The following is a 20982-nucleotide window of genomic DNA, read 5'->3' as shown; positions in this document are numbered from 1 at the left end:
TATGGGAAGAAAAGAGAAAAATTTATATAGAGCAGTTGATATAAAGCATAAGGAAATTATTGATGTTAGAGAGATAGGATATTATGCTACACCTACATTTGTTGCAAGATATATAGGAAAAAGGATGATAGATATAAATAGTGAAGGACAAACTTTATTTGATCCATGTTGTGGAAAAGAGGAATTAACGGATTACTTTAGTGATTTAGGAATAAAAACTATAGGTATGGATTTGATAAAATATAAAAACAATTATAGATGTGAGTTTAAGAAAGAAAATTTTATAAATTATTATTGCTCTCAAAAAAATATAAAAAAGTGGGACTATGATTATTATATTGCTAATCCACCTTATAATTGCCATGAGGTTAACTTTATAAAGGATAATAAGGAAAGGCTTAAGAATTATTTTAATGAAGTTGGGTTGCATAATATGTATAGTATGTTTATGTATGCAATAATAGATAAGGCAAAGGATGGAGCTGTTATTGGATTTATTACTAATGATTCATTTTTTACAGCTAAAAATCACAAAAAACTTAGAAATAAAATTCTTAGGGAGTGTTCTATACATGAAATAACAATGTGTCCTAGGGAACTTTTTCATAAACAAGGGGCAGATGTAAGGACAAGCATACTTATTTTAAGAAAGGGAAAACAGTATCAAAAAAAGATAGTTGTAAATAATAGGCCAAAGTCTATAGAAGAATTTAAAGAATTATTAAATGGGGTAAAAAATAATTGTAATGAAAGTTTGTATAATTTACAAGAGATTGTATTACAAAACAAAAAGGATAATTTAGAGTTTTTAATAGAATGTCCTGAGGATATAAGGAGTTTATTTAATAATGTTAGACTTGGAGAAAAGTTTAAATGCATAACAGGTATATCAACAGGTAATGATAAAAAATTTTTATCTAAAGAAAAAAATTATAAATTTAATGTTCCTTTTTACAAAAATCCAGGGAAAGATAAGTTTTATACAGATAGATTTATTTATTTGCATAAAAATTTTTTGAGGATAGAAAAGGTCACTCAAAATTTTAATGTTAGAAATAAAGATGTTCTTTATAAAAGTGGAATAACATGTTCATCTATGGGGGTTTCATTTAATGCATGTATATTGCCTAAAAACTCTACTTTTGGAGTTAACCCTAATATAATATGTGAATCTGAAGATGTTTGGTGGTTGCTAGCTTATTTAAATTCATCATTAGTAACTTATCTTGTTAGAGGAGCATTAATAAGAAGCAACATGATAACTTCAGGATATGTATCTAGAATACCACTTTTAAGTTTTACTAAAGATGAAAAAGCTAAACTTGCTCAATTAGCTAAAAATGCTTATAAATTAAGAAAACAAAGTTCTAGTATAGAAGTTCAGTTATGGCATATAGATAATATTGTTAATCATGTTGCTAAAATTTCAAATGAATCTAAAAATCTAATTTCTAATTTCAAAAAGTACTTAGTTGAAGTTACTTAGTTTAATCTAACTTTATGTGACAGTACCCATTAGGATTCTTTTTAAGGTATTTTTGATGATATTCCTCAGCTTTATAATAGTTTTCTAAGGGCTTAACTTCTGTCACTATTTTCTTTGAATAAGATTTTTGAAGCTCTTCTTTGCTATTTAAAATATCTTGCAAATCTGAAGGATCTACATAGTAAATGCCAGTTCTATATTGGCTACCAACATCGTTACCTTGTTTATTTAATGAAGTTGGATCTATTATTGTCCAAAACTTAGCTAATAATTCTTTAAGTGATATTATGTTTTCATCATAATTTACAAGACAAACTTCAGCAAAGTAAGTATTTTTAGTGCATATATCTTCATAAGTAGGATTTTCAGTACGCCCATTAGCATATCCAACTTCAGTACTTATTACACCGTTGATTCTAGAAAGAAATTCTTCTACACCCCAAAAACAACCACCTGCTAATACAATTTTTTTCATAATGAACACTCCCTATAAATTAATTTTGGATCAGCAGGGTTATAAGATAGACCTGCTATAATTTTTTCTTTTTCTGTAATAGCCATAAAAAATCCTCCAATATTTATTCTCACACTTATTTTATCAGTAACATATATATATTTCATCAGATTAGTTATATAAATAGTTAAGATTTCATATAATGAATAGCTAATATTATTATTTTGAGGTGTTAAGTTATGTTTGATCCTAAAATGTTAAGTGTTGAATTTAGGAATGGAATTACAGATGAAAACCCAATAGAAGGAAGAAAGTATACATTGACTCATAAAGATGATACTGGAGAGTTATTCCTTACAGTAGCCTTGGCATATGCTTATGATAAAATAAATTCATCAGCAAGAGATGAAGTATTTGGAGTTTGGAAAAGAGTAAATAATAGATTTATTTTAAAAATATATTTATATGTTGATGGAAAGGTAGGAAAGGAGGAAGCTATAAAAAGAGATAGCATATTTAGAAAAGAATTACCTTTGGCCTTGTCTACTATAGCATATGGAGATAGAAAGTTTTTAGAGAATAATTATGATTTACTAAATAGTAAAATAATAGTTAGATTTATATCTGCTTATGAAGAACTTAATAAGATTGAAAACTATGGAACACTTAAGTATTATAGTAATAATCGCATAGAAAATGTACAAAATAATAATAACAATATTTACATGGAAGAGAGTATTTTAAATGATAATGATCCTTTAGTAAATAATTTCATAATAACTTTATTAAATCCATATATTAAAGATGAAATAACAAAGATATATAACAGTGATATGTATTATTGTTTAAAAGATGTGGAGGTATTAGAAGTATTTAAGGCTAAATCAGATAATAAATGTGAATTTAACTATAAGATTTATGTTGGACTTAAGGTAGGAACTGTGCAACTTGCATATAATAACCTTATAATCGAGTTTTTAGTAACTCCAAATTCAGTAAAAACTATAAGTGTAAAAAATCCAAGGTAAATAAAAAAGAGATTGTTTAAGACAATCTCTTTTTTATTTAGAATAATAAGTGTGCTACAAGTGCTATAATTGGTAGAGTAACTAATGTCCTCATTAAGAAAATCATAAATAATTCTTTTAAGTTTAGAGGAATCTTTGATCCTAAAATAACACTTCCAACTTCTGATAAATATATAAGTTGAGTTACTGATACACAAGCAACTACAAATTTAGTCATATCACTAAGAATAGTTTTTGATGCTATAACTGATGGTAAGAACATATCGGCAAACCCAACTATAACAGTTTGAGATGCAGCTGAAGCTTCAGGAATTCCTAAGACTTTAAATAAAGGAATGAAAGGAACACCAAGCCATTGGAATACAGGAGTGTATTCAGCTATCATAAGAGCTAATGTACCCATTGCCATAACTACAGGTAAAACTCCTATCCACATTTCAAGTACGTTTTTAATTCCATCAGCGAAGAATTTTTTTAAGCTACTTTCATTTTGTGCTTTTTCAACTGCTTTATAAACTCCAAAAGTGAAGGGAGTAAATCCTTCAGGAACATCTTCTACATTTTTAGGTTCTGCATTATTGTAATACACATCAGGTTTTTTGCTAAGAGGCCAAACTCTTGGAAGAATTATAGCGGCAACTATACCAGCAAAAGTAACAGTTAAATAGAACGGGATAAACATATTCTCTAATCCAACCTGTGATAAAACAACAAAGCTGAAAGTTATTGAGACAACTGAGAACATTGTACTAACTATACAAGCCTCTCTTTCAGTATAAAATCCTTCTTCATATTGTTTTGAAGTAAGTAATACTCCAATAGTTCCATCGCCTAACCAAGAAGTCATACAGTCTATTGATGAACGTCCAGGTAGTTTAAATAGTGGTCTCATTATCTTAGTTAGTAAGGCACCACAGAATTCTAATAAACCAAAGTTTAAAAGAAGTGGCAGGAATAATCCTGCAAAGAAAAATACTACTATAAGTGTTGGTAATAAATCATTTAATATAAATCTACCTGTTAAATCAGATTTTATTATTTCAGGTCCAAATCCAGTAAATGCTGATATTATAAATAATCCACCTAACATTCTTCCAATTGTCCAAATCCAATTAACATTTAATAATGAATTTAAAAATTTATTTTCTATTATAAATTTAGGTTTAAATGCCTTAGTTATTATTGTTAATAAAGAAGATATTACAATAACTATCATTGATAAGACAGGTAAATAATCTCCTATTATATCTTTAAGCCTAGTTGTGAAAAAGGCTACCGGTATTGTTATATTTCCACCATCATTTATAGGAACCATAAATAAAATTACTCCTAATAAAGATGGGATTATAAACTTTAGTAAATCGGACGATTTATATTTAGTTTTCAATTTTAGTCCCCCTTTTTAATAAATAAATCAATTAGTACAAAGCCTATTATACAGAATAAAATGTATAAAATCAATGAAAAACTGTATAAAAATAATAAATATTGTATAAATATTCATTAAATTGAAATTTGTATACATAATTTTATAAGGCAAAATAAATTTATTAAATAGGTAACTTTAGTTACCGAGTTACTTAAAAACCATGTGTATAATCTAAATTGTAAGGTGACCAAGAGAGTTACAAATAAAAAGAATCTTAAAAGAATTTTACATATAAAAATAAAGAACGTGGAGGAATTTAAAATGAGTATGTTTTGTTTTCAATGTCAAGAAACAGCAGGATGCAAAGGCTGTACTGTAAGAGGAGTTTGTGGAAAAACTGAAGATGTAGCAAAAATACAAGACCTTTTAATTTTTGTTACTAAAGGATTAGCTACTGTAGCTAATGAAGGAAGAAAAGTAGGAATAGTAGATGAAAAAGTAAACAGAATGATAATAGATAACTTATTTATTACTATTACTAATGCAAACTTTGATTTCAAAGCTATAGAAAAAAGAGTTAAAGATACTTTAGTAGCAAGAGAAGAATTAAAAGAAAGAGTACAAGCTAAGGGTGGAAATCCAATTGGATCAGACTTTAAAGGATGTGCAACTTGGACAGCTACAACTAGCGAAGAAATGATGGAAAAAGCTTCACAAGTAGGTGTTTTAGCTACAGAAAATGAAGATATAAGAAGCTTAAGAGAGCTTATTATGTATGGATTAAAAGGATTAGCAGCATACATGGAGCATGCTATGAATTTAGGATATGATAAAGAAGAAGTACATGCATTTATGGCAGAAACTTTAGTTAAAATATTAGATGATTCATTAAGTGGAGATGAATTAACTGCTTTAGCATTAGAGACAGGTAAATTCGGTGTTGATGGAATGGCATTATTAGATGAAGCTAACACTTCAACTTATGGTCATCCAGAAATAACAAAGGTTAATATAGGAGTTAGAAGTAACCCAGGAATATTAATATCAGGACATGATTTAAAAGACTTAGAAATGTTATTAGAGCAAACTGAAGGAACTGGAGTAGATGTTTATACTCATGGTGAAATGTTACCAGGACACTACTATCCAAAATTCAAAAAATATTCTCACTTTGCAGGAAACTATGGTAATGCATGGTGGTTACAAAATAAAGAGTTCGCATCATTTAATGGACCAATATTAATGACAACAAACTGTATAACACCAGTTCAAGATTCATATAGAGGAAGAATATTTACAACAGGTGCTGTAGGATATGAAGGATGTATTCATATAACAGCTGATGACAATGGACACAAAGATTTTTCACAAATTATAGAGTTAGCTAAAACTTGCAAAGCTCCAACAGAAATTGAAACAGGGGAAATCGTAGGTGGATTTGCTCACAATCAAGTACTTGCTTTAGCTGATCAAGTGGTTGATGCTGTTAAATCAGGTGCAATAAGAAGATTCTTTGTAATGGCTGGATGTGATGGAAGAGCTAAATCAAGAGATTACTATAGAGAGTTTGCTGAAAAATTACCAAAAGACACTGTTATATTAACAGCTGGATGTGCTAAATATAAATACAATAAATTACCACTTGGAGATATTAATGGAATTCCAAGAGTTTTAGATGCAGGACAATGTAATGATTCATACTCATTAGTTGTAATAGCTTTAAAACTTGCTGAAGTATTTGGAACAGATAGTGTAAATGAATTACCAATAAGCTATAACATAGCATGGTATGAACAAAAAGCTGTAATAGTATTATTATCATTATTACACTTAGGTGTTAAAAACATTCACTTAGGACCAACTTTACCAGCATTTTTATCACCAAATGTAGCTAAAGTTTTAGTTGAAAACTTTGGAATCGGTGGAATTACAAATGTAGAAGATGACATGAAAATGTTCTTAGGAGAATAATTACTTAAAAAGATTAGCCTTAGTGGCTAATCTTTTTAAGTATTTGTGCTTGTAGATTCTACATTTGCATTTTTAACAGAATAAACAGCTATATTACTTCCTAAGTTTGTAAAGAACACAGAAAGTATAGTAAGTTGAATTGTATTATATTTTATTGAGAAATCTTTAGAAATAATCAATGAAATAGCATTAAGTTGATCTGCCGATAAGTCAAAAAGTTCCATGGAATTAACTCCTAAATTAATATATATAATTATTATATAAAAAAATTCCCTTATTGATATCAATAAGGGAATTTAATTTATAGTTTAAAGCTATATTTGTGTAGCATGAAGTACAAAATATACTAAAAAGATTGCTGATATAACGTACATAGGGATAGATACATCTTTATACTTCTTTGTTGCTAACTTACAAATAGGATAAGCTATAAATCCAAAAGCAATACCATCAACTATACTAAATGTTAAAGGTATTATAGTTAAAGTAAGAAACGCTGGGAATGATTCAGTAAAGTCTTCGAAGTTTATTGAAACTATATTTTGAATCATTAATCCTCCAATTATTATTAAGACTGGAGCTATTGCTGAGTTTGGAATAAGTGATATAACTGGTATAAAGAAGATTGATATTAAGAATAAAAATCCTGTAAATATAGAAGTTAATCCTGTTTTACCACCAGCTGCTATTCCAGCGCTACCTTCTACAGTTGAAACTGAAGGACTAGTACCACAGATACCACAAATTATAGTAGTAAATGCAATAGCGTTAAGAGCTCTTTGTCTTTTACTTGGTTGTTTTAACATACCATCAATTTGTCCATGAAGTAAACCAATGTTTTCAAATACTAACACTAAAGTTAGAGAGAATGTTGCAATCCAAAATGTAATTGAAGTTATTCCACTAAAATTAGCTGATAAGAAAACTTGTTTATATTCACTAAAGTTAGGTAATGAGAATTGGAAGTTTGATAAATCAACAATTCCAAATAACATTGATATAACTGTTCCAGATAAAATTCCTATTAGGAATGAACCAGGTACATTTTTTATAAATAAAACTAGCATTAGTATCATTGTGATGAAAAATACTATAACTTCTTTAGATGAAATATCACCTAATTTAACAAGTGTTGAAGCATCTCCTACTATTAAGCCAGCTTTTTGTAATCCTAAGAAAGTAATAAAAATACCAATTCCAACCGTTATTGCTTCTTTTAATGAAGTTGGTATTGAGTTAGTTAGCATATCTGCTAAAGGTGTAACCGCTACCACAATAAACAAAATACCAGCTACTATAACAGCTGCTAAAGCTTGTTGGAATGTAAGTCCCATAGTGTTTACTATGGTATAAGTAAATAGTGCATTAATACCCATACCAGGCATTATAATAAGAGGAGAATTACTCAAAAGTGCAACGAGTACACATCCAATTAATGATGCTAATACTGTAGCAATTATAAGTGGTTCTACAGATACTCCACCATCACTAAGTATGCTAGCATTTACTACAATTATATAAACTGCAGCAAAAAATGAGGTAAGACCAGCAAGTAATTCTGTTCTTATATTTGTTTCATGTTCTTTAAGTTTAAAAAAGTTTTTCATCCTTTCTCCTTTTCAAAAATATCTCCCTCACCCTCCCACATCAATTGATGCAAATGTTATTATATCATATGTTAAACGTTTAATAAAGGTTTTTTGAACAAAGGTTTACAGAAAAAACTTGACATATTAGTAAAAAACATAATAAATGTTTTATTAAGGATTTATTTTAAGAAGGGAATTTTTATGAAAGAAACAGTGTTAATAACAGGAGCTACTAGTGGAATTGGATATGAATTTTCAAAAACATTTATGGAAAATCATTATAATGTAATTTTGGTAGGAAGAAATTTAGAAAAATTAATAGAATTAGAAGAGTTTTCAAAGAAAAAATATGTAAGGGCTTACATATATAAAGTTGATTTGAGTTTAAGTAAAAATATAGATATCTTATATGAAAAAATTAAAACTGAAGTAGGAAAAGTAGATATATTAATAAATAATGCTGGTATAGGATTTAATGGAGAATTTAATCAAATAGATTGGCAAAAGCAATTAGATATAATCAATGTGAATATTGTAAGTTTAACAAAGTTAACTAAGCTTATTTTAAAAGACATGATAGATCAAAAGAAAGGGAAAATTTTAAATGTTGCTTCTACTGGGGCTTATCAACCAGGTCCATTAATATCGGTTTATTATGCAAGTAAAGCATATGTTTTATCATTTTCTGAGGCCTTAAGAGAAGAAGTTAAGTATAAAGGAATTAATGTGGTTACTCTTTGTCCAGGAGCTACTAAGACTAGCTTTTCTAAGAGAGCTGGAAAGGGAGATTTAGATGTATCAATGAGTGCAAAGGAAGTAGCCGAATATGGTTATAAAGCTTTAATGAACAATAAGGCAATATGTATTCCTGGATTTATGAATAAGGTATTAGTATTTTTATCTAAATTGTCTCCAACAACTTTAAATGCAAAGATAGTAAAGAAAATACAAAATAAAGCTATAAGTAAAAAATAATTGAGAATAATAAGCTTATAAATAATTAAAGTTAATGCTGTGGCACCAAGGTCTATATGGACACCTTTTATACCATCTTCAATGAATAAAAAGAAAGTTTCTGAATTTGGAGTTAATTCACCTATGGGAAGAGCAGGGCAACCAGTAGAGCTAGCTGGGACTTATGTTTTTTTAGTATGTAATGAAGTATCATACATATCAGGCATAACAATATACGTAAATGGTGGAGAAATTATAAATGGGTAGTTTCATGATTTAAAGTATTAGAATATAATATACTTATGATTTAGTGGAAAAATAATTTTTATAAATAAAAAGGGGGAAACCTACAAATGAGAAAAGCATTAAAAGATAGCAAAAGAATAGTTGTTAAGGTTGGAACTTCTACATTAACTTATGAAAATGGAAGTGTAAACTTAATGAGGATAGAAAAATTATCTATGGTAATTTCAGATATATGTAATATGGGAAAAGAAGTTGTTCTTGTTTCATCAGGAGCAATTGGAGTTGGAGTTGGAAAACTTAGACTTGATAAAAAACCAGAAACTATAAGAGAGAAGCAGGCTGTAGCTGCTGTTGGACAATGTGCTTTAATGCATATATATAATAAATTTTTTGGAGAATATAGTCATGTTGTGGCACAGGTGCTTTTAACTAGAGATGTACTAGAAAATGAAAGAATGAAAAATAACGTATGTAATACATTTGATACTTTATTAGAAAAAGGAATCATACCTATAGTTAATGAGAATGATGCTATATCAATAGATGAGATACAAAATATATTAAATTTTGGAGATAATGATAATCTTTCTGCTATAGTTTCTACTTTAGTAAATGCAGATACTTTAATAATATTATCTGATATAGATGGTTTCTACGATTCAGATCCAAGAACTAATAAGGATAGCAAGATGCTTAAAGAAGTTTATGAAATAACTCCTGAAATAGAAGAATGTGCAGGAGGAGCTGGAAGCAATAGAGGAACAGGTGGAATGGTAACTAAGCTTTCAGCAGCAAAATTAGCAACAGATAATGGAATAGATATGATTTTGGCTAATGGACAAGATCCAGAAATACTAATTAATATATTAAATGGTGAAGATATAGGAACTATGTTTGTAGCCAAGAAGGAGGAATAAAAATGAATAATGAGCTTATTATAAAAGGTAAAAAAGCAAAAGAAGCATCTTATACACTTTCATTTGCATCTACTAATCAAAAAAATAATGGATTGTTAAAAATAAGTGAATCATTAATAAAAAGATGTGATGAGATATTAGAAGAAAATAAAAAAGATATTGAAAAAGCAATTGAAAAGGGAACATCTAACGCAATGCTTGATAGATTAAAATTAGATTATGAAAGAGTAAAATCTATAGCAAATGCTGTAGCAGATGTTATTAAATTAGATGATCCAATAGGAGAAGTTACATCTATGTTTAAGAGACCTAATGGACTTAGAATAGGTGTGCAAAGAGTACCATTAGGAGTAGTTGGAATAATATATGAAGCAAGACCTAATGTAACTGCAGATGCTGCTGCATTATGCTTAAAAACAGGAAATGCTGTTATTTTAAGAGGAGGCAGCGAGGCTATAAATTCTAACTTAAAAATAGTTGAAATTATTAGTGATGCCTTAAAAGAAGAAGGGCTTCCAGAGGGAGCAGTTCAGATACTAGAAGATACTTCAAGGGAAACTGCCACAGATTTCATGAGATTAAATGATTATTTAGATGTTTTAATTCCAAGAGGTGGAGCAGGACTTATAAAAGCCGTAGTAAATAATGCTACAGTACCAGTAATAGAGACTGGAGTTGGAAATTGTCATATATACATAGATGATGAAGCTGATATAAATATGGGAGTAGATATAATAGTAAATGCTAAAACATCAAGACCTGCCGTATGTAATGCTGCTGAAAAATTATTAGTTAATGAGAAAATAGCAGAGCAATTCTTACCATTAGCAATAAAGGCTTTAAAAGAAAAAGGTGTTGAAATAAGAGGCTGTGAAAAAACTAAGGCAATTGTAAATGATATAAGCTTAGCAACTGAAGATGACTGGGGAAAAGAATATTTAGATTATATCCTTGGAGTTAAGGTTGTTAAAGATTTAGATGAGGCTATTGCTCATATAAATAAATATGGAACAAAACATTCAGAGTCAATAGTAACTAAAAATTATTTTAATTCAGAGAAATTTCTTCAAAGAGTTGATGCAGCAGCTGTATATGTAAATGCTTCAACAAGATTTACTGATGGTGGAGAATTTGGATTTGGTGCTGAAATTGGAATAAGTACACAAAAGTTACATGCTAGAGGACCAATGGGACTTAAGGAATTAACAACAAATAAGTATATAATTTATGGAAATGGTCAAATTAGATAATTATATGATCTAATAGAGTTAAATTTTAGATACTAAAGAAATATTTTAGGTGTTTAAGGGTAAAGAGACTTTAGTTTATGAAAAATGAAGTATGGGAAAATGAAAGAAATAATTATGGATTTAATAATTCATAGTGGAGAAGCTAGAATTTATGCTATGGAAGATATTAAGCTTTCTAAAGTTAGAGATATAGAAGTAGCCAGAAGCTTAATAGAAAAAGCATCAATACAATTAGGTAAAGCTCATAAATCACAAACAGTTTTAATTCAAGATGAGGCTAGTGATAATAAAATAGAAATATCCATGCTATTAATTATTGCTTAGAATCAATTAATGACAACTATGAAATTAATTGATTTATCAAATGAGACAATAGATTTATAAAAGTGAATTATGGAAGAGGTGCTTTATGAGATTAGGAAGAGATTTTTATAATAGAGATACGTTGATTGTTGCAAAGGAACTTTTAGGAAAAGTTTTAGTTAGAAAGATTAATGGAATTATCTTAAAAGGAAAGATTGTTGAGACGGAAGCGTATATAGGAGCTATAGATAAAGCTTCTCATGCTTACGGTGGTAAAAGAACTAATAGAACAGAAACTCTTTATGCAGAGCCAGGAACAGTATATGTTTATATAATTTATGGAATGTATCACTGCTTAAATCTAATAAGTGAAGAAAAAGATGTGGCAGGAGGAGTACTTATAAGAGGAATTGAGCCTTTAGAGGGAATAGAAGAAATGAGCAAATTAAGATATAAGAAGAGCTATGAAAAGTTATCAAGCTATGAAAAGAAAAATTTTTCTAATGGTCCATCAAAATTATGTATGGCTTTAGGAATAGATAAGTGGGAAAATGGCATAAATACTATTAGTAGCGAAGAAATTTATGTTGAAGATGATTCCTCAATTAAAAAGGATTTTTCTATTGTTGAAGCAAAGAGAATAGGAATAGATTATGCTGAGGAAGCTATAGATTTTTTATGGAGATTTTATATTAAGGATAATAAATTTGTCTCAAAAAAATAATAGATAGAATTTTGTTTAAGCCTTTAAATAATTAACTATAAAACTGTTCTTATAGGGATATTTAAGAACAATTTATTGATTTAAGTTAATTAGTAAAGGCTTTTAATTTAGACAAAGTAATAAACTTAATAGATTAAGTGATAAAAACTTTAAATAATATTTTATCTAGTAACAGATAAAGGAATCAATTCTTCTTAAATCAACTCCAAAGTAAACCCATCTAAAACCAGCCCAACGCCATCCAGAAATTGATCTTCTATCAACTCTAGTTAAGTAAGCCCAATAGCTTCTACCATTAGTTTGCCAAATATAAGTGAATCTATATAGACAAAATCTTATAGAGCCAGAACTAACATTTTTTGCATTGGGATTTCCACTGCCTTTACCAGATTTTTGAACACCTGCATCTTTTTTTGATGGTATATAAGAAGGTGGTGGTCCTAGTGGTGAAGGTGATTGAGGTCTTTGCCAATTAGTTGGTGTAGGAATTATATTAGTCATATATCCAACAGGTGCGCTATGCATTAAATCATGTCCCATATCCTTTATTGCATAAGGCAAATCTTGTATAACAGCAGGTATATTTGAAATATTATCAGGAATATTTTTAACAACTGGCGGTATTACTGAAAATTTAGAATTGGAATCAGAATTTCTATAATTCATAGGATAGTCATCATTAAATGTATCTTCATTATCAGTGCAGTATTTTTCAAAGGCGTTTTCTGTATCCTCAGGTAGGATTTCAAACTCACCAACTTCATCTACCTCTTCATCTTCATTAAAGAATCTAACAAAATCATTTGGATAAATTATTTCCATAAGTATCTCCTATAAAATTTTTATTTAGTATTAAACTATGCTTTTTATTATATAAAGGTGAATTTTATAAATACTTTAATAAAAATTAATAATTCTTTAAATTGCAATATCAATATAATTAAGATGTCGAAATTATAAGGTATTTATATATGAAATACTTCGAAATATTTGTATATATTTTTGTTGTTTATTTATACTATTGTTATAGAAAAAATGTATTTTGAATTAAATGTTTATTAATGTGTTATAGGATGAGAAAACTTTTTTTATGCACGTGTAAGTAGTGTTAATCAATATTTAGAAAGATAGTTAGATTTAGCTAAAGAGTTAAATTAGGTGGAAAAAAATAGAACATAGTAAAAATTTTAATAAATTTATGATTAATGGAAATATAGTAAGGTGTTATTATATACATTGATTTTTTAATAAAATACTTTGAACAACTATGCAAACTGGATTTACACTTAAGCTAACTATTTATGATATTTTAATACAAGAGTTTTTAAAATTTGTAGGTTGATTTAATATTGTGGAGGATGTGTGATAAGAGTGGCACAGCCTCTATATTTATAGTTAAGAAATATTATATTAAAAAAGAAGGAATAATATTTAATTATGTATAAGAAATATACAAAATTAGTTTAAAATTGTGGAGGTGTTAATATTTGAAAAAGGAATCTTTAAAAATTGCCCTGGCGTATGTTGGGATTATTGTTGGTGCTGGATTATCATCAGGGCAAGATTTGCTTCAATATTTTTTATGTTTTGGCAAAATTGGAATATTAGGTGCAGTGATGCTAGGAATTTTAAATATATTATTCGGGCGTATAATAGTTACTCTAGGGGCTTTCTATCAATCTAACAGTCATAATGAGGTTCTTGAAAAAATTACAAAACCTGTTATTAATAGGATCATTGACTTTACTCTGATTATATCAAATTTTGTTATGGGTTTTGTAATGATTGCTGGTGCAGGTGCTAATCTAAGTCAACAATTTTCAATTCCATCATGGGCTGGTGCTATGATGTGTGCAGTTTTAATCATCATTGTATCATTTATGGATTTCGAGAAAATTACTAATGTTCTTGGTATGTTCACTCCAGTTATTATTGCAATGATTTTTTTGATTACTGTATATACCTTTATGGGTAAACATTATGATTTTAATTCTTTAGATACTGCAGCAAAAACAATTAAGCCGGCAATTCCTTCAATTTGGTTGTCTGTGGTTAATTACTTTTCATTGTGTGTATTAACTGGTGTTTCAATGGCGTTTGTATTAGGTGGGTCTGTTATTCGAATTAGAGTTGCAGAAAAAGGTGGTGCATTGGGTGGTATGATGATTGGTTTCGTAATATTTTGTGCCTCAATTACACTTTTTGCAAATATTGATAAGGTAAAAGGTGCAGAGATACCAATGCTCGATATCTTTAGAAATATTAATCCAATATTATCTGTAGTTTATTCTATTATAATTTTTGTGTTAATATTTAATACTGCTTTCAGTCTTTTTTATTCTACGGCAAGACGATTTGCTGGGGATGATGATAAAAAAATGCGTGGTATAATAATTGCAATCGTGATGATAGGATATATATGTAGCTTCGGAGGTTTTAAAACACTTGTATCTAAGATGTATCCAATTCTCGGATATATGGGTATTATATTACTTATTGTACTTTTGGTTGCTTGGGTAAGTAACTACGATAAAATAAATAGAGAAAAAATAATTCGCAGAAAAATAATTCATCTTCATTTAAAAAAATATGATAAGAATATGGAATATACAGATAAAGATCAGAAAATATTTGAAAAAATTGGTGAAAAGTCTGTTGTAAATAAATATACACTATATAAAGATATTAAGGATTATGCGTGCAATATAATTGAAAGTCCAGTTGATACACAAGAATTTGTAGAAAAAGAACTTTCTATTGATAATGAATCTAAAGATAGTTAGCTTCTTGGTTAAAAATGGTATGTTTACTATCGTATCTGGATTATAATTTAATAGGGATTTTAAGAGTTAAAATTTAAAATAGAGAAACTTAAAAATGTAAAAATAAATTTAATTAGTAATTATAAAAAGTGTAGAGAATTGACGAAATAATTATATAATTTCAATGAATTCCATTGACAAAATGCTTTATATGTATAATAATTATAATTGCTTCAATAGGACAATGAAGTAGGTATAGGTTTGAAATTAAGTTAAGGTGCTAGGTGTTTTACATCTAGCACCTTAACTTTTTGTATAAAAAATAAATTTTATTGTTAAAACTTGCTAAATTTATGAAAGGGGCTTGACTATATAAATTTAATAAACTAAAATTGTAATAAGAATTTATCAATAAGATAAAAATACACTTTAAATTGGTCCCGTGAGGCCAGAAAGAGGTATAGTTATGTTAAATAGAATTTTTTGTTGTACAAAAAAACAGATAAAATTAAAAAATGAAATAGCTTTGTATTTTAATACAATTCCATATAAAAGAGAAAAAGAGGTATTAGAGTGATTGATTTTTTGCAATCGCTCTAATACCTCTTTCTTTTAATTAAATAATATTTAGAGGATGGCAATGGAATTAAGACCTTTTAAAGTGTGTTTTTTAAAATATGATTTTAATCAGGAGGTCTAGAAATGAAAGCAAAGCTTATATTAGAAAATGGCGTAGTATTTGAAGGTAAAGCCTTTGGATATTTAAAGGAGTGTGTTGGAGAGGTAGTTTTTAACACCGGAATGACAGGATATCAAGAGGTTTTAACTGATCCTTCTTATTATGGACAAATAGTAACTATGACTTATCCATTAATAGGTAACTATGGAATTAACTTAGAGGATTTAGAATCTAAGGAGCCTAAAGTAAGAGGATTCATAGTGAGAGAAAAATGTCAGTATCCAAATAATTTTAGATGTGAATTAGAGCTTGAAACTTACTTAGCTCAAAATAAGATTTTAGGTATAGATGGTATAGACACAAGAGCTTTAACAAAAATCTTAAGAAATAATGGAACAATGAAGGGGATTATAGTTTTAGATAATTCAAACTTAGAAGATGTTAAAGATAAGTTAGAAGCTTTTTCAAATAGAGATGCAGTTTCAATAGTTTCAACTAATGAAAAATACGAAATCTCAGGAGAAGGCAAGAATATAGCTATAGTCGACTTTGGAATAAAGAAAAACATTATTAGAAACTTTGTAAAAAAAGGATGTAATGTTACAGTATTCCCTTATGATTTTAAAGCTGAAGATGTTTTAGAGACAAACCCAGATTTAGTGTTTTTATCAAATGGACCTGGAGATCCAGAGGATATGGAAGATGCAGTAAATGAGATAAAAAAAATAGTTGGTAATAAACCAATAGTGGGAATTTGTTTAGGACATCAATTATTAGCTTTAACCTTAGGTGGAAAAACTAAGAAGCTTAAGTTTGGTCATAGAGGGTGTAACCATCCAGTTAAAGATTTAATAAATAACAGAGTTCATATAACATCACAAAATCATGGATACTATGTTGCTACTTTACCAGAAAATATGGAAATAACTCATATAAGTATGAATGATGGAACGGTTGAAGGAATGAAACATAAAAAATTACCAATATTCTCAGTTCAATTTCACCCAGAAGCATGTCCAGGACCAAAGGATAGCGAATACATCTTTGATGAGTTTATGAAGTATGCACTATAAGGAGGAAGTAATATGCCATTAAATAAAGATATAAAAAAAGTTTTAGTAATAGGATCAGGTCCAATAATAATAGGACAAGCAGCAGAGTTTGACTACTCAGGTACTCAAGCTTGTCAAGCTCTTAAAGAAGAAGGGGTTGAAGTTGTACTTGTAAACTCAAACCCAGCTACAATAATGACTGATAAGGAAATAGCAGATAAGGTTTATCTTGAGCCTTTAACAGTTGAATTCTTAGAAAAAGTAATAGTAAAAGAAAGACCAGATTCTCTTTTAGCAGGAATGGGTGGGCAAACAGGATTAAACCTAGCTGTTGAGCTTTATGAAAAGGGAATTTTAGATAAATATAATGTAAAAGTAATAGGTACTTCCATAGAATCTATTAAAGAAGGTGAAGATAGAGAACTATTCAGAGATATGATGAATAGAATCAATCAACCTGTTATTCAAAGTGAAATAATAACTGATTTAGATGCTGGTATTGCCTTTGCTAGAAAGATTGGATATCCAGTAATAGTTAGACCAGCATATACTCTTGGAGGAACTGGTGGTGGAATAGCTAATAATGAAGAAGAATTAATAGAAACATTAACATCAGGATTGCAATTAAGTACAATTGGACAGGTTCTTTTAGAGAAGAGTGTTAAAGGATGGAAAGAAATTGAGTACGAAGTAATGAGAGATTCCTTTGGTAACTGTATAACAGTTTGTAACATGGAAAATATTGATCCTGTAGGAATACACACAGGGGATTCAATAGTTGTAGCTCCTAGCCAAACATTATCAGACAAAGAGTATCAAATGCTTAGAAGTGCATCAATAGATATAATAAATGCTGTAGGAATTGAAGGAGGATGTAATGTTCAGTTTGCTTTAAATCCACATTCATTTGAATATGCAGTAATAGAAATTAATCCAAGGGTTTCAAGATCTTCAGCCCTAGCTTCAAAGGCAACTGGTTATCCAATAGCAAAGGTTGCATCTAAAATAGCTTTAGGATATGGATTAGATGAAATAAAAAATGCAGTAACAGGAATGACATACGCTTGTTTTGAGCCTTCATTAGACTATGTAGTTGTAAAAATTCCTAAATGGCCTTTTGATAAATTCCAAGGAGCTGATAGAGCTTTAGGAACTAAGATGATGGCTACTGGGGAAATAATGGCTATAGGAAGTAACTTTGAGGCAGCATTTTTAAAGGGTATAAGATCATTAGAAATAGGTAAGTATTCATTAGAACACAAGAAGTTTAAAGATCTTTCGATGTATGAGTTAAGAGAAAGAGTAGTTTCCCCAGATGATGAGAGAATATTTGCTTTAGCTGAAATGCTAAGAAGAGAGTACAGAATAGATATGGTTTCAAAAATAACAGGAATAGATATATTCTTCTTAGAAAAATTCAGATGGCTAGTTGAAGAAGAACAAAAGCTTAAGCAAAGTAAAATAGATGATTTAAATAGAGAGTGGTTATTGAAATTAAAGAGAAGAGGTTTCTCAGATAAGGCAATAGCTGATATGCTAAAGGTTTCACCTGATAAAATATACAGATTAAGAGATATATGGCATATAAAACCTGCTTATAAAATGGTTGATACTTGTGGTGGAGAGTTTGAAGCTTTATCACCATATTACTATTCAACATATGAACAATATGACGAAGTAGTTGTTTCTGATAATAAGAAGGTTGTGGTTATAGGATCAGGTCCTATAAGAATAGGGCAAGGAATAGAGTTTGACTATGCTTCAGTTCACTGTGTAATGGCACTTAGAAAGCAAGGAATTGAAACAATAGTTATAAATAATAACCCAGAGACAGTAAGTACAGACTTTAGTATTTCAGATAAGCTTTACTTTGAGCCATTAACTGAAGAGGATGTTTTAAACATAATAGATAAAGAAAGTCCAGATGGAGTTATACTTCAATTTGGAGGTCAAACAGCTATTAAGCTTGCTAAGTTCTTAAAAGAGAAGAATATTCCTACATTAGGAACTACTTCAGATCAAATAGACATAGCTGAGGATAGGGAACAGTTTGATGATTTATTAGAAAGACTTAATATAGCTAGACCAAAGGGAAAAGGAGTTTGGAACTTAGAAGAAGGATTAGAGGAAGCAAGAAGATTAGGATTCCCAATCTTAGTTAGGCCTTCCTTCGTTTTAGGTGGGCAAGGTATGGAAATAACTCATGATGAAGAAGAGTTAACATATTACTTAACAAATGCTTTTGAGAAAGATTCAAAAAATCCAATACTTATAGATAAGTACTTAATGGGGAGAGAAATAGAAGTTGATGCTATATCTGACGGTGAAGATGTGCTAGTTCCAGGAATTATGGAGCATTTAGAGAGAGCTGGAGTTCACTCAGGAGATAGTATAACTATGTATCCAGCTCAAAATGTTTCAGATAAGATAAAGGCAGATGTTCTAGATTATACTAAGAAATTAGCTTTAAGCATAGGAATAAAGGGAATGATAAACATTCAATTTATTGAGTTTGAAGGAAAGCTTTATGTAATAGAGGTTAATCCAAGAGCTTCAAGAACAGTTCCTTATATATCAAAGGTAAGTGGAGTTCCAATAGTAGATATAGCCACTAGAATAATGCTTGGAGAAAAGTTAAAAGATCTAGGATATGGTACAGGAGTTTATAAAGAGCCTGAGTTAGTTTCAGTAAAGGTGCCAGTATTCTCAACACAAAAACTTCCTAATGTTGAAGTAAGTTTAGGACCAGAAATGAGATCTACAGGAGAAGTTTTAGGAGTAGGTAGAAATGTGTGGGAAGCATTATACAAAGGATTTGTTGGAGCTTCAATGTACACTGGAGATAAAGGGAAAACAGTTTTAGCTACTATCAAGAAACATGATAAGAAAGAGTTTATGGAACTTGCTAAGGATTTAGATAAATTAGGATATAATTTCATAGCAACAACAGGAACAGCTAAGGAATTAAGAGAGGCTGGAATAGGTGCTAAGGAAGTTAGAAGAATAGGAGAGCAATCTCCAAATATTATGGACTTAATAAAAAATAAAGAGATAGACTTAGTTGTAAATACTCCAACTAAAGCTAATGATTCCAAGAGAGATGGGTTCCATATAAGAAGAGCAGCTATAGAAAGAAATATAGGAGTTATGACTTCATTAGATACTCTTAAGGCTTTAGTAGATTTACAAAAAGAAGGAGCAGATAATAAGAAGTTAGAAGTATTTAACTTAATATAAAGTATTAATAAAATAAGTTCTATTTAGTTTTAGTTTAACTGAAGCTAAATAGGACTTTTAATTTTATTTTATATTTTTAAAATATGATTTTTAGTTATATGTTGTTTAAAATTTGCCTTTTAGTTAGGGCTCAGTTAGTTTTTAAAATGTGTTAAGAAAAATAATTTATTTGTGGATAAATTTTAATAAAAGTGATTTATTTATTCTAACTGAGCCCTTTGGCGCTAAAAATTTCATGATTACCCTTTTAAAATAAGAAAATATTTTGATAAATCAAATATAAATTTAAATGGTAATCTAATTGTAGTATTTTTGTGGATAAAGTATATTAAAATTTGTTTTGAAAGAAAAATACTGTGAAAAAATATAACTTATTTATTTTGTGGATAAAAAAGATTTTGAATTGTTGTGGATAATTTTTAAAAAATAATTCTGTGGATAAATTTTTAATTTTAGACATGTGATTAAATTAAAGTATAATAATTATAAGGGGCTTGTTTTAAAAAGCACTTAGTTATTATACTATAAAAATATTAATATTCAATATAAAATTTATAAATTATTGGGGGTGATTTTTATGGAGACAGCTAAAAGAGTATTAAAGAATTTTTTTATAAAAAGTATCTTGCTTATAATTTCAGTAATTTTAGCAATGGTATTTTATAAGTTAATAGTAAAGGAATGTATAGATGTTTTTATAAAAATAGATTTGAGTGGTAAAAAAGGTTTTGTAATATATAACTTTTTTAAGTTAACAAGTGTTATGCTTATATACCAAGTTTTCTTGACAACAACTAGAATGAAAACTTCAAAACTATTTAAATTATTCTTATTTGGCTTATATGTAGGAACAATGTTTATACTATTATTTGCTAGACCTAAAATGGCCAGAGGATTCCAGTTAGATCCCTTTGCAGTTTTACATGGTCTACGAGGGGATAGAACAGGGCAGTTATATTTA

15 protein-coding genes and 3 pseudogenes are annotated in these 20982 nt (G+C 28.8%); 13 read left to right on the top strand and 5 right to left on the bottom strand.

Going from position 1 to position 20982, the window contains the following annotated elements; genetic code table 11:
• Position 1: 1 nt before the first annotated feature.
• On the top strand, positions 2 to 1486 hold the full coding sequence (locus Q1J60_RS07650; RefSeq protein WP_300260389.1) for an N-6 DNA methylase: 1485 nt from the start codon (positions 2 to 4) through the stop codon (positions 1484 to 1486).
• Between the two features lies 1 nt (position 1487).
• On the opposite strand, the gene msrA is transcribed toward Q1J60_RS07650, so the two are convergent.
• Positions 1488 to 1961 (bottom strand): peptide-methionine (S)-S-oxide reductase MsrA, encoded by a 474-nt coding sequence (msrA, locus tag Q1J60_RS07645; RefSeq protein WP_300260387.1) that lies wholly within the window; start codon positions 1959 to 1961, stop codon positions 1488 to 1490.
• 218 nt (positions 1962 to 2179) lie between these two features.
• Between msrA and Q1J60_RS07640 the strand changes: the two genes are divergently transcribed.
• The gene (locus Q1J60_RS07640; protein WP_300260384.1) at positions 2180 to 2968 is read left to right on the top strand and encodes a staygreen family protein; all 789 of its coding nucleotides are present in this window, start codon (positions 2180 to 2182) and stop codon (positions 2966 to 2968) included.
• A gap of 37 nt (positions 2969 to 3005) precedes the next feature.
• Here Q1J60_RS07640 and Q1J60_RS07635 read toward each other — a convergent pair whose 3' ends face one another.
• Entirely contained in the window at positions 3006 to 4355 is a 1350-nt protein-coding gene (locus Q1J60_RS07635) for a YjiH family protein (RefSeq protein WP_300260381.1), read from the bottom strand.
• Positions 4356 to 4658: 303 nt separating this feature from the next.
• Between Q1J60_RS07635 and hcp the strand changes: the two genes are divergently transcribed.
• Positions 4659 to 6308, top strand: coding sequence for a hydroxylamine reductase (gene hcp, locus Q1J60_RS07630; RefSeq protein WP_300260379.1), 1650 nt, complete (start codon positions 4659 to 4661; stop codon positions 6306 to 6308).
• Positions 6309 to 6343: 35 nt separating this feature from the next.
• Here the strand turns inward: hcp and Q1J60_RS07625 are convergent, their stop codons facing one another.
• Entirely contained in the window at positions 6344 to 6532 is a 189-nt protein-coding gene (locus tag Q1J60_RS07625) for a hypothetical protein (protein ID WP_300260376.1), read from the bottom strand.
• A 90-nt stretch (positions 6533 to 6622) separates the two neighbouring features.
• Positions 6623 to 7915, bottom strand: coding sequence for an NCS2 family permease (locus Q1J60_RS07620; RefSeq protein ID WP_300260374.1), 1293 nt, complete (start codon positions 7913 to 7915; stop codon positions 6623 to 6625).
• 183 nt (positions 7916 to 8098) lie between these two features.
• Here Q1J60_RS07620 and Q1J60_RS07615 point away from each other — a divergent pair, with 183 nt between their 5' ends.
• From Q1J60_RS07615 to Q1J60_RS07590, 6 genes and pseudogenes are all read left to right on the top strand, one after another.
• The gene (locus Q1J60_RS07615) at positions 8099 to 8872 is read left to right on the top strand and encodes an SDR family NAD(P)-dependent oxidoreductase (protein ID WP_300260371.1); all 774 of its coding nucleotides are present in this window, start codon (positions 8099 to 8101) and stop codon (positions 8870 to 8872) included.
• 24 nt (positions 8873 to 8896) lie between these two features.
• Positions 8897 to 9118, top strand: a pseudogene (locus Q1J60_RS07610) (SDR family oxidoreductase); the annotation flags it as partial.
• 86 nt (positions 9119 to 9204) lie between these two features.
• Positions 9205 to 10014: a glutamate 5-kinase gene (gene proB / locus Q1J60_RS07605; RefSeq protein ID WP_300260369.1), complete on the top strand. Its 810-nt coding sequence runs from the start codon at positions 9205 to 9207 to the stop codon at positions 10012 to 10014.
• A gap of 2 nt (positions 10015 to 10016) precedes the next feature.
• Complete coding sequence (locus Q1J60_RS07600; RefSeq protein WP_300260366.1) at positions 10017 to 11264, top strand: glutamate-5-semialdehyde dehydrogenase; 1248 nt, start codon at positions 10017 to 10019, stop codon at positions 11262 to 11264.
• Between the two features lie 99 nt (positions 11265 to 11363).
• A pseudogene (locus Q1J60_RS07595) lies at positions 11364 to 11585 on the top strand (PTS sugar transporter subunit IIA); the annotation flags it as partial.
• 88 nt (positions 11586 to 11673) lie between these two features.
• Positions 11674 to 12291, top strand: coding sequence for a DNA-3-methyladenine glycosylase (locus tag Q1J60_RS07590; RefSeq protein WP_300260364.1), 618 nt, complete (start codon positions 11674 to 11676; stop codon positions 12289 to 12291).
• Positions 12292 to 12456: 165 nt separating this feature from the next.
• Here the strand turns inward: Q1J60_RS07590 and Q1J60_RS07585 are convergent, their stop codons facing one another.
• The gene (locus tag Q1J60_RS07585; protein ID WP_300260362.1) at positions 12457 to 13113 is read right to left on the bottom strand and encodes a hypothetical protein; all 657 of its coding nucleotides are present in this window, start codon (positions 13111 to 13113) and stop codon (positions 12457 to 12459) included.
• A gap of 665 nt (positions 13114 to 13778) precedes the next feature.
• On the opposite strand from Q1J60_RS07585, the gene Q1J60_RS07580 reads away from it, so the two are divergent.
• From Q1J60_RS07580 to Q1J60_RS07565, 4 genes and pseudogenes are all read left to right on the top strand, one after another.
• Positions 13779 to 15074, top strand: a complete 1296-nt coding sequence (locus Q1J60_RS07580) for a YkvI family membrane protein (RefSeq protein ID WP_300260359.1) — start codon at positions 13779 to 13781, stop codon at positions 15072 to 15074.
• 681 nt (positions 15075 to 15755) lie between these two features.
• Complete coding sequence (locus tag Q1J60_RS07575; protein WP_300260356.1) at positions 15756 to 16805, top strand: carbamoyl phosphate synthase small subunit; 1050 nt, start codon at positions 15756 to 15758, stop codon at positions 16803 to 16805.
• A gap of 12 nt (positions 16806 to 16817) precedes the next feature.
• The gene (gene carB, locus Q1J60_RS07570) at positions 16818 to 20021 is read left to right on the top strand and encodes a carbamoyl-phosphate synthase large subunit (RefSeq protein WP_300260352.1); all 3204 of its coding nucleotides are present in this window, start codon (positions 16818 to 16820) and stop codon (positions 20019 to 20021) included.
• Between the two features lie 577 nt (positions 20022 to 20598).
• Positions 20599 to 20982 (top strand): annotated as a pseudogene (locus tag Q1J60_RS07565) (VanZ family protein); the annotation flags it as partial.

Source organism: Clostridium sp., from assembly GCF_029258205.1.
GTDB lineage: Bacteria > Bacillota > Clostridia > Clostridiales > Clostridiaceae > Sarcina.
Note: the sequence above shows the minus strand (reverse complement) of the source record. Positions and strands in the feature narration are given on the sequence as shown.

Coding starts and splice junctions, on each gene's coding strand:
- Q1J60_RS07650 (WP_300260389.1), top strand. CDS start 2: ATGGGAAGAAAAGAGAAAAATTTATATAGAGCAGTTGATATAAAGCAT.
- msrA (WP_300260387.1), bottom strand. CDS start 1,961: ATGAAAAAAATTGTATTAGCAGGTGGTTGTTTTTGGGGTGTAGAAGAA.
- Q1J60_RS07640 (WP_300260384.1), top strand. CDS start 2,180: ATGTTTGATCCTAAAATGTTAAGTGTTGAATTTAGGAATGGAATTACA.
- hcp (WP_300260379.1), top strand. CDS start 4,659: ATGAGTATGTTTTGTTTTCAATGTCAAGAAACAGCAGGATGCAAAGGC.
- Q1J60_RS07625 (WP_300260376.1), bottom strand. CDS start 6,532: ATGGAACTTTTTGACTTATCGGCAGATCAACTTAATGCTATTTCATTG.
- Q1J60_RS07620 (WP_300260374.1), bottom strand. CDS start 7,915: ATGAAAAACTTTTTTAAACTTAAAGAACATGAAACAAATATAAGAACA.
- Q1J60_RS07615 (WP_300260371.1), top strand. CDS start 8,099: ATGAAAGAAACAGTGTTAATAACAGGAGCTACTAGTGGAATTGGATAT.
- proB (WP_300260369.1), top strand. CDS start 9,205: ATGAGAAAAGCATTAAAAGATAGCAAAAGAATAGTTGTTAAGGTTGGA.
- Q1J60_RS07600 (WP_300260366.1), top strand. CDS start 10,017: ATGAATAATGAGCTTATTATAAAAGGTAAAAAAGCAAAAGAAGCATCT.
- Q1J60_RS07590 (WP_300260364.1), top strand. CDS start 11,674: ATGAGATTAGGAAGAGATTTTTATAATAGAGATACGTTGATTGTTGCA.
- Q1J60_RS07585 (WP_300260362.1), bottom strand. CDS start 13,113: ATGGAAATAATTTATCCAAATGATTTTGTTAGATTCTTTAATGAAGAT.
- Q1J60_RS07575 (WP_300260356.1), top strand. CDS start 15,756: ATGAAAGCAAAGCTTATATTAGAAAATGGCGTAGTATTTGAAGGTAAA.
- carB (WP_300260352.1), top strand. CDS start 16,818: ATGCCATTAAATAAAGATATAAAAAAAGTTTTAGTAATAGGATCAGGT.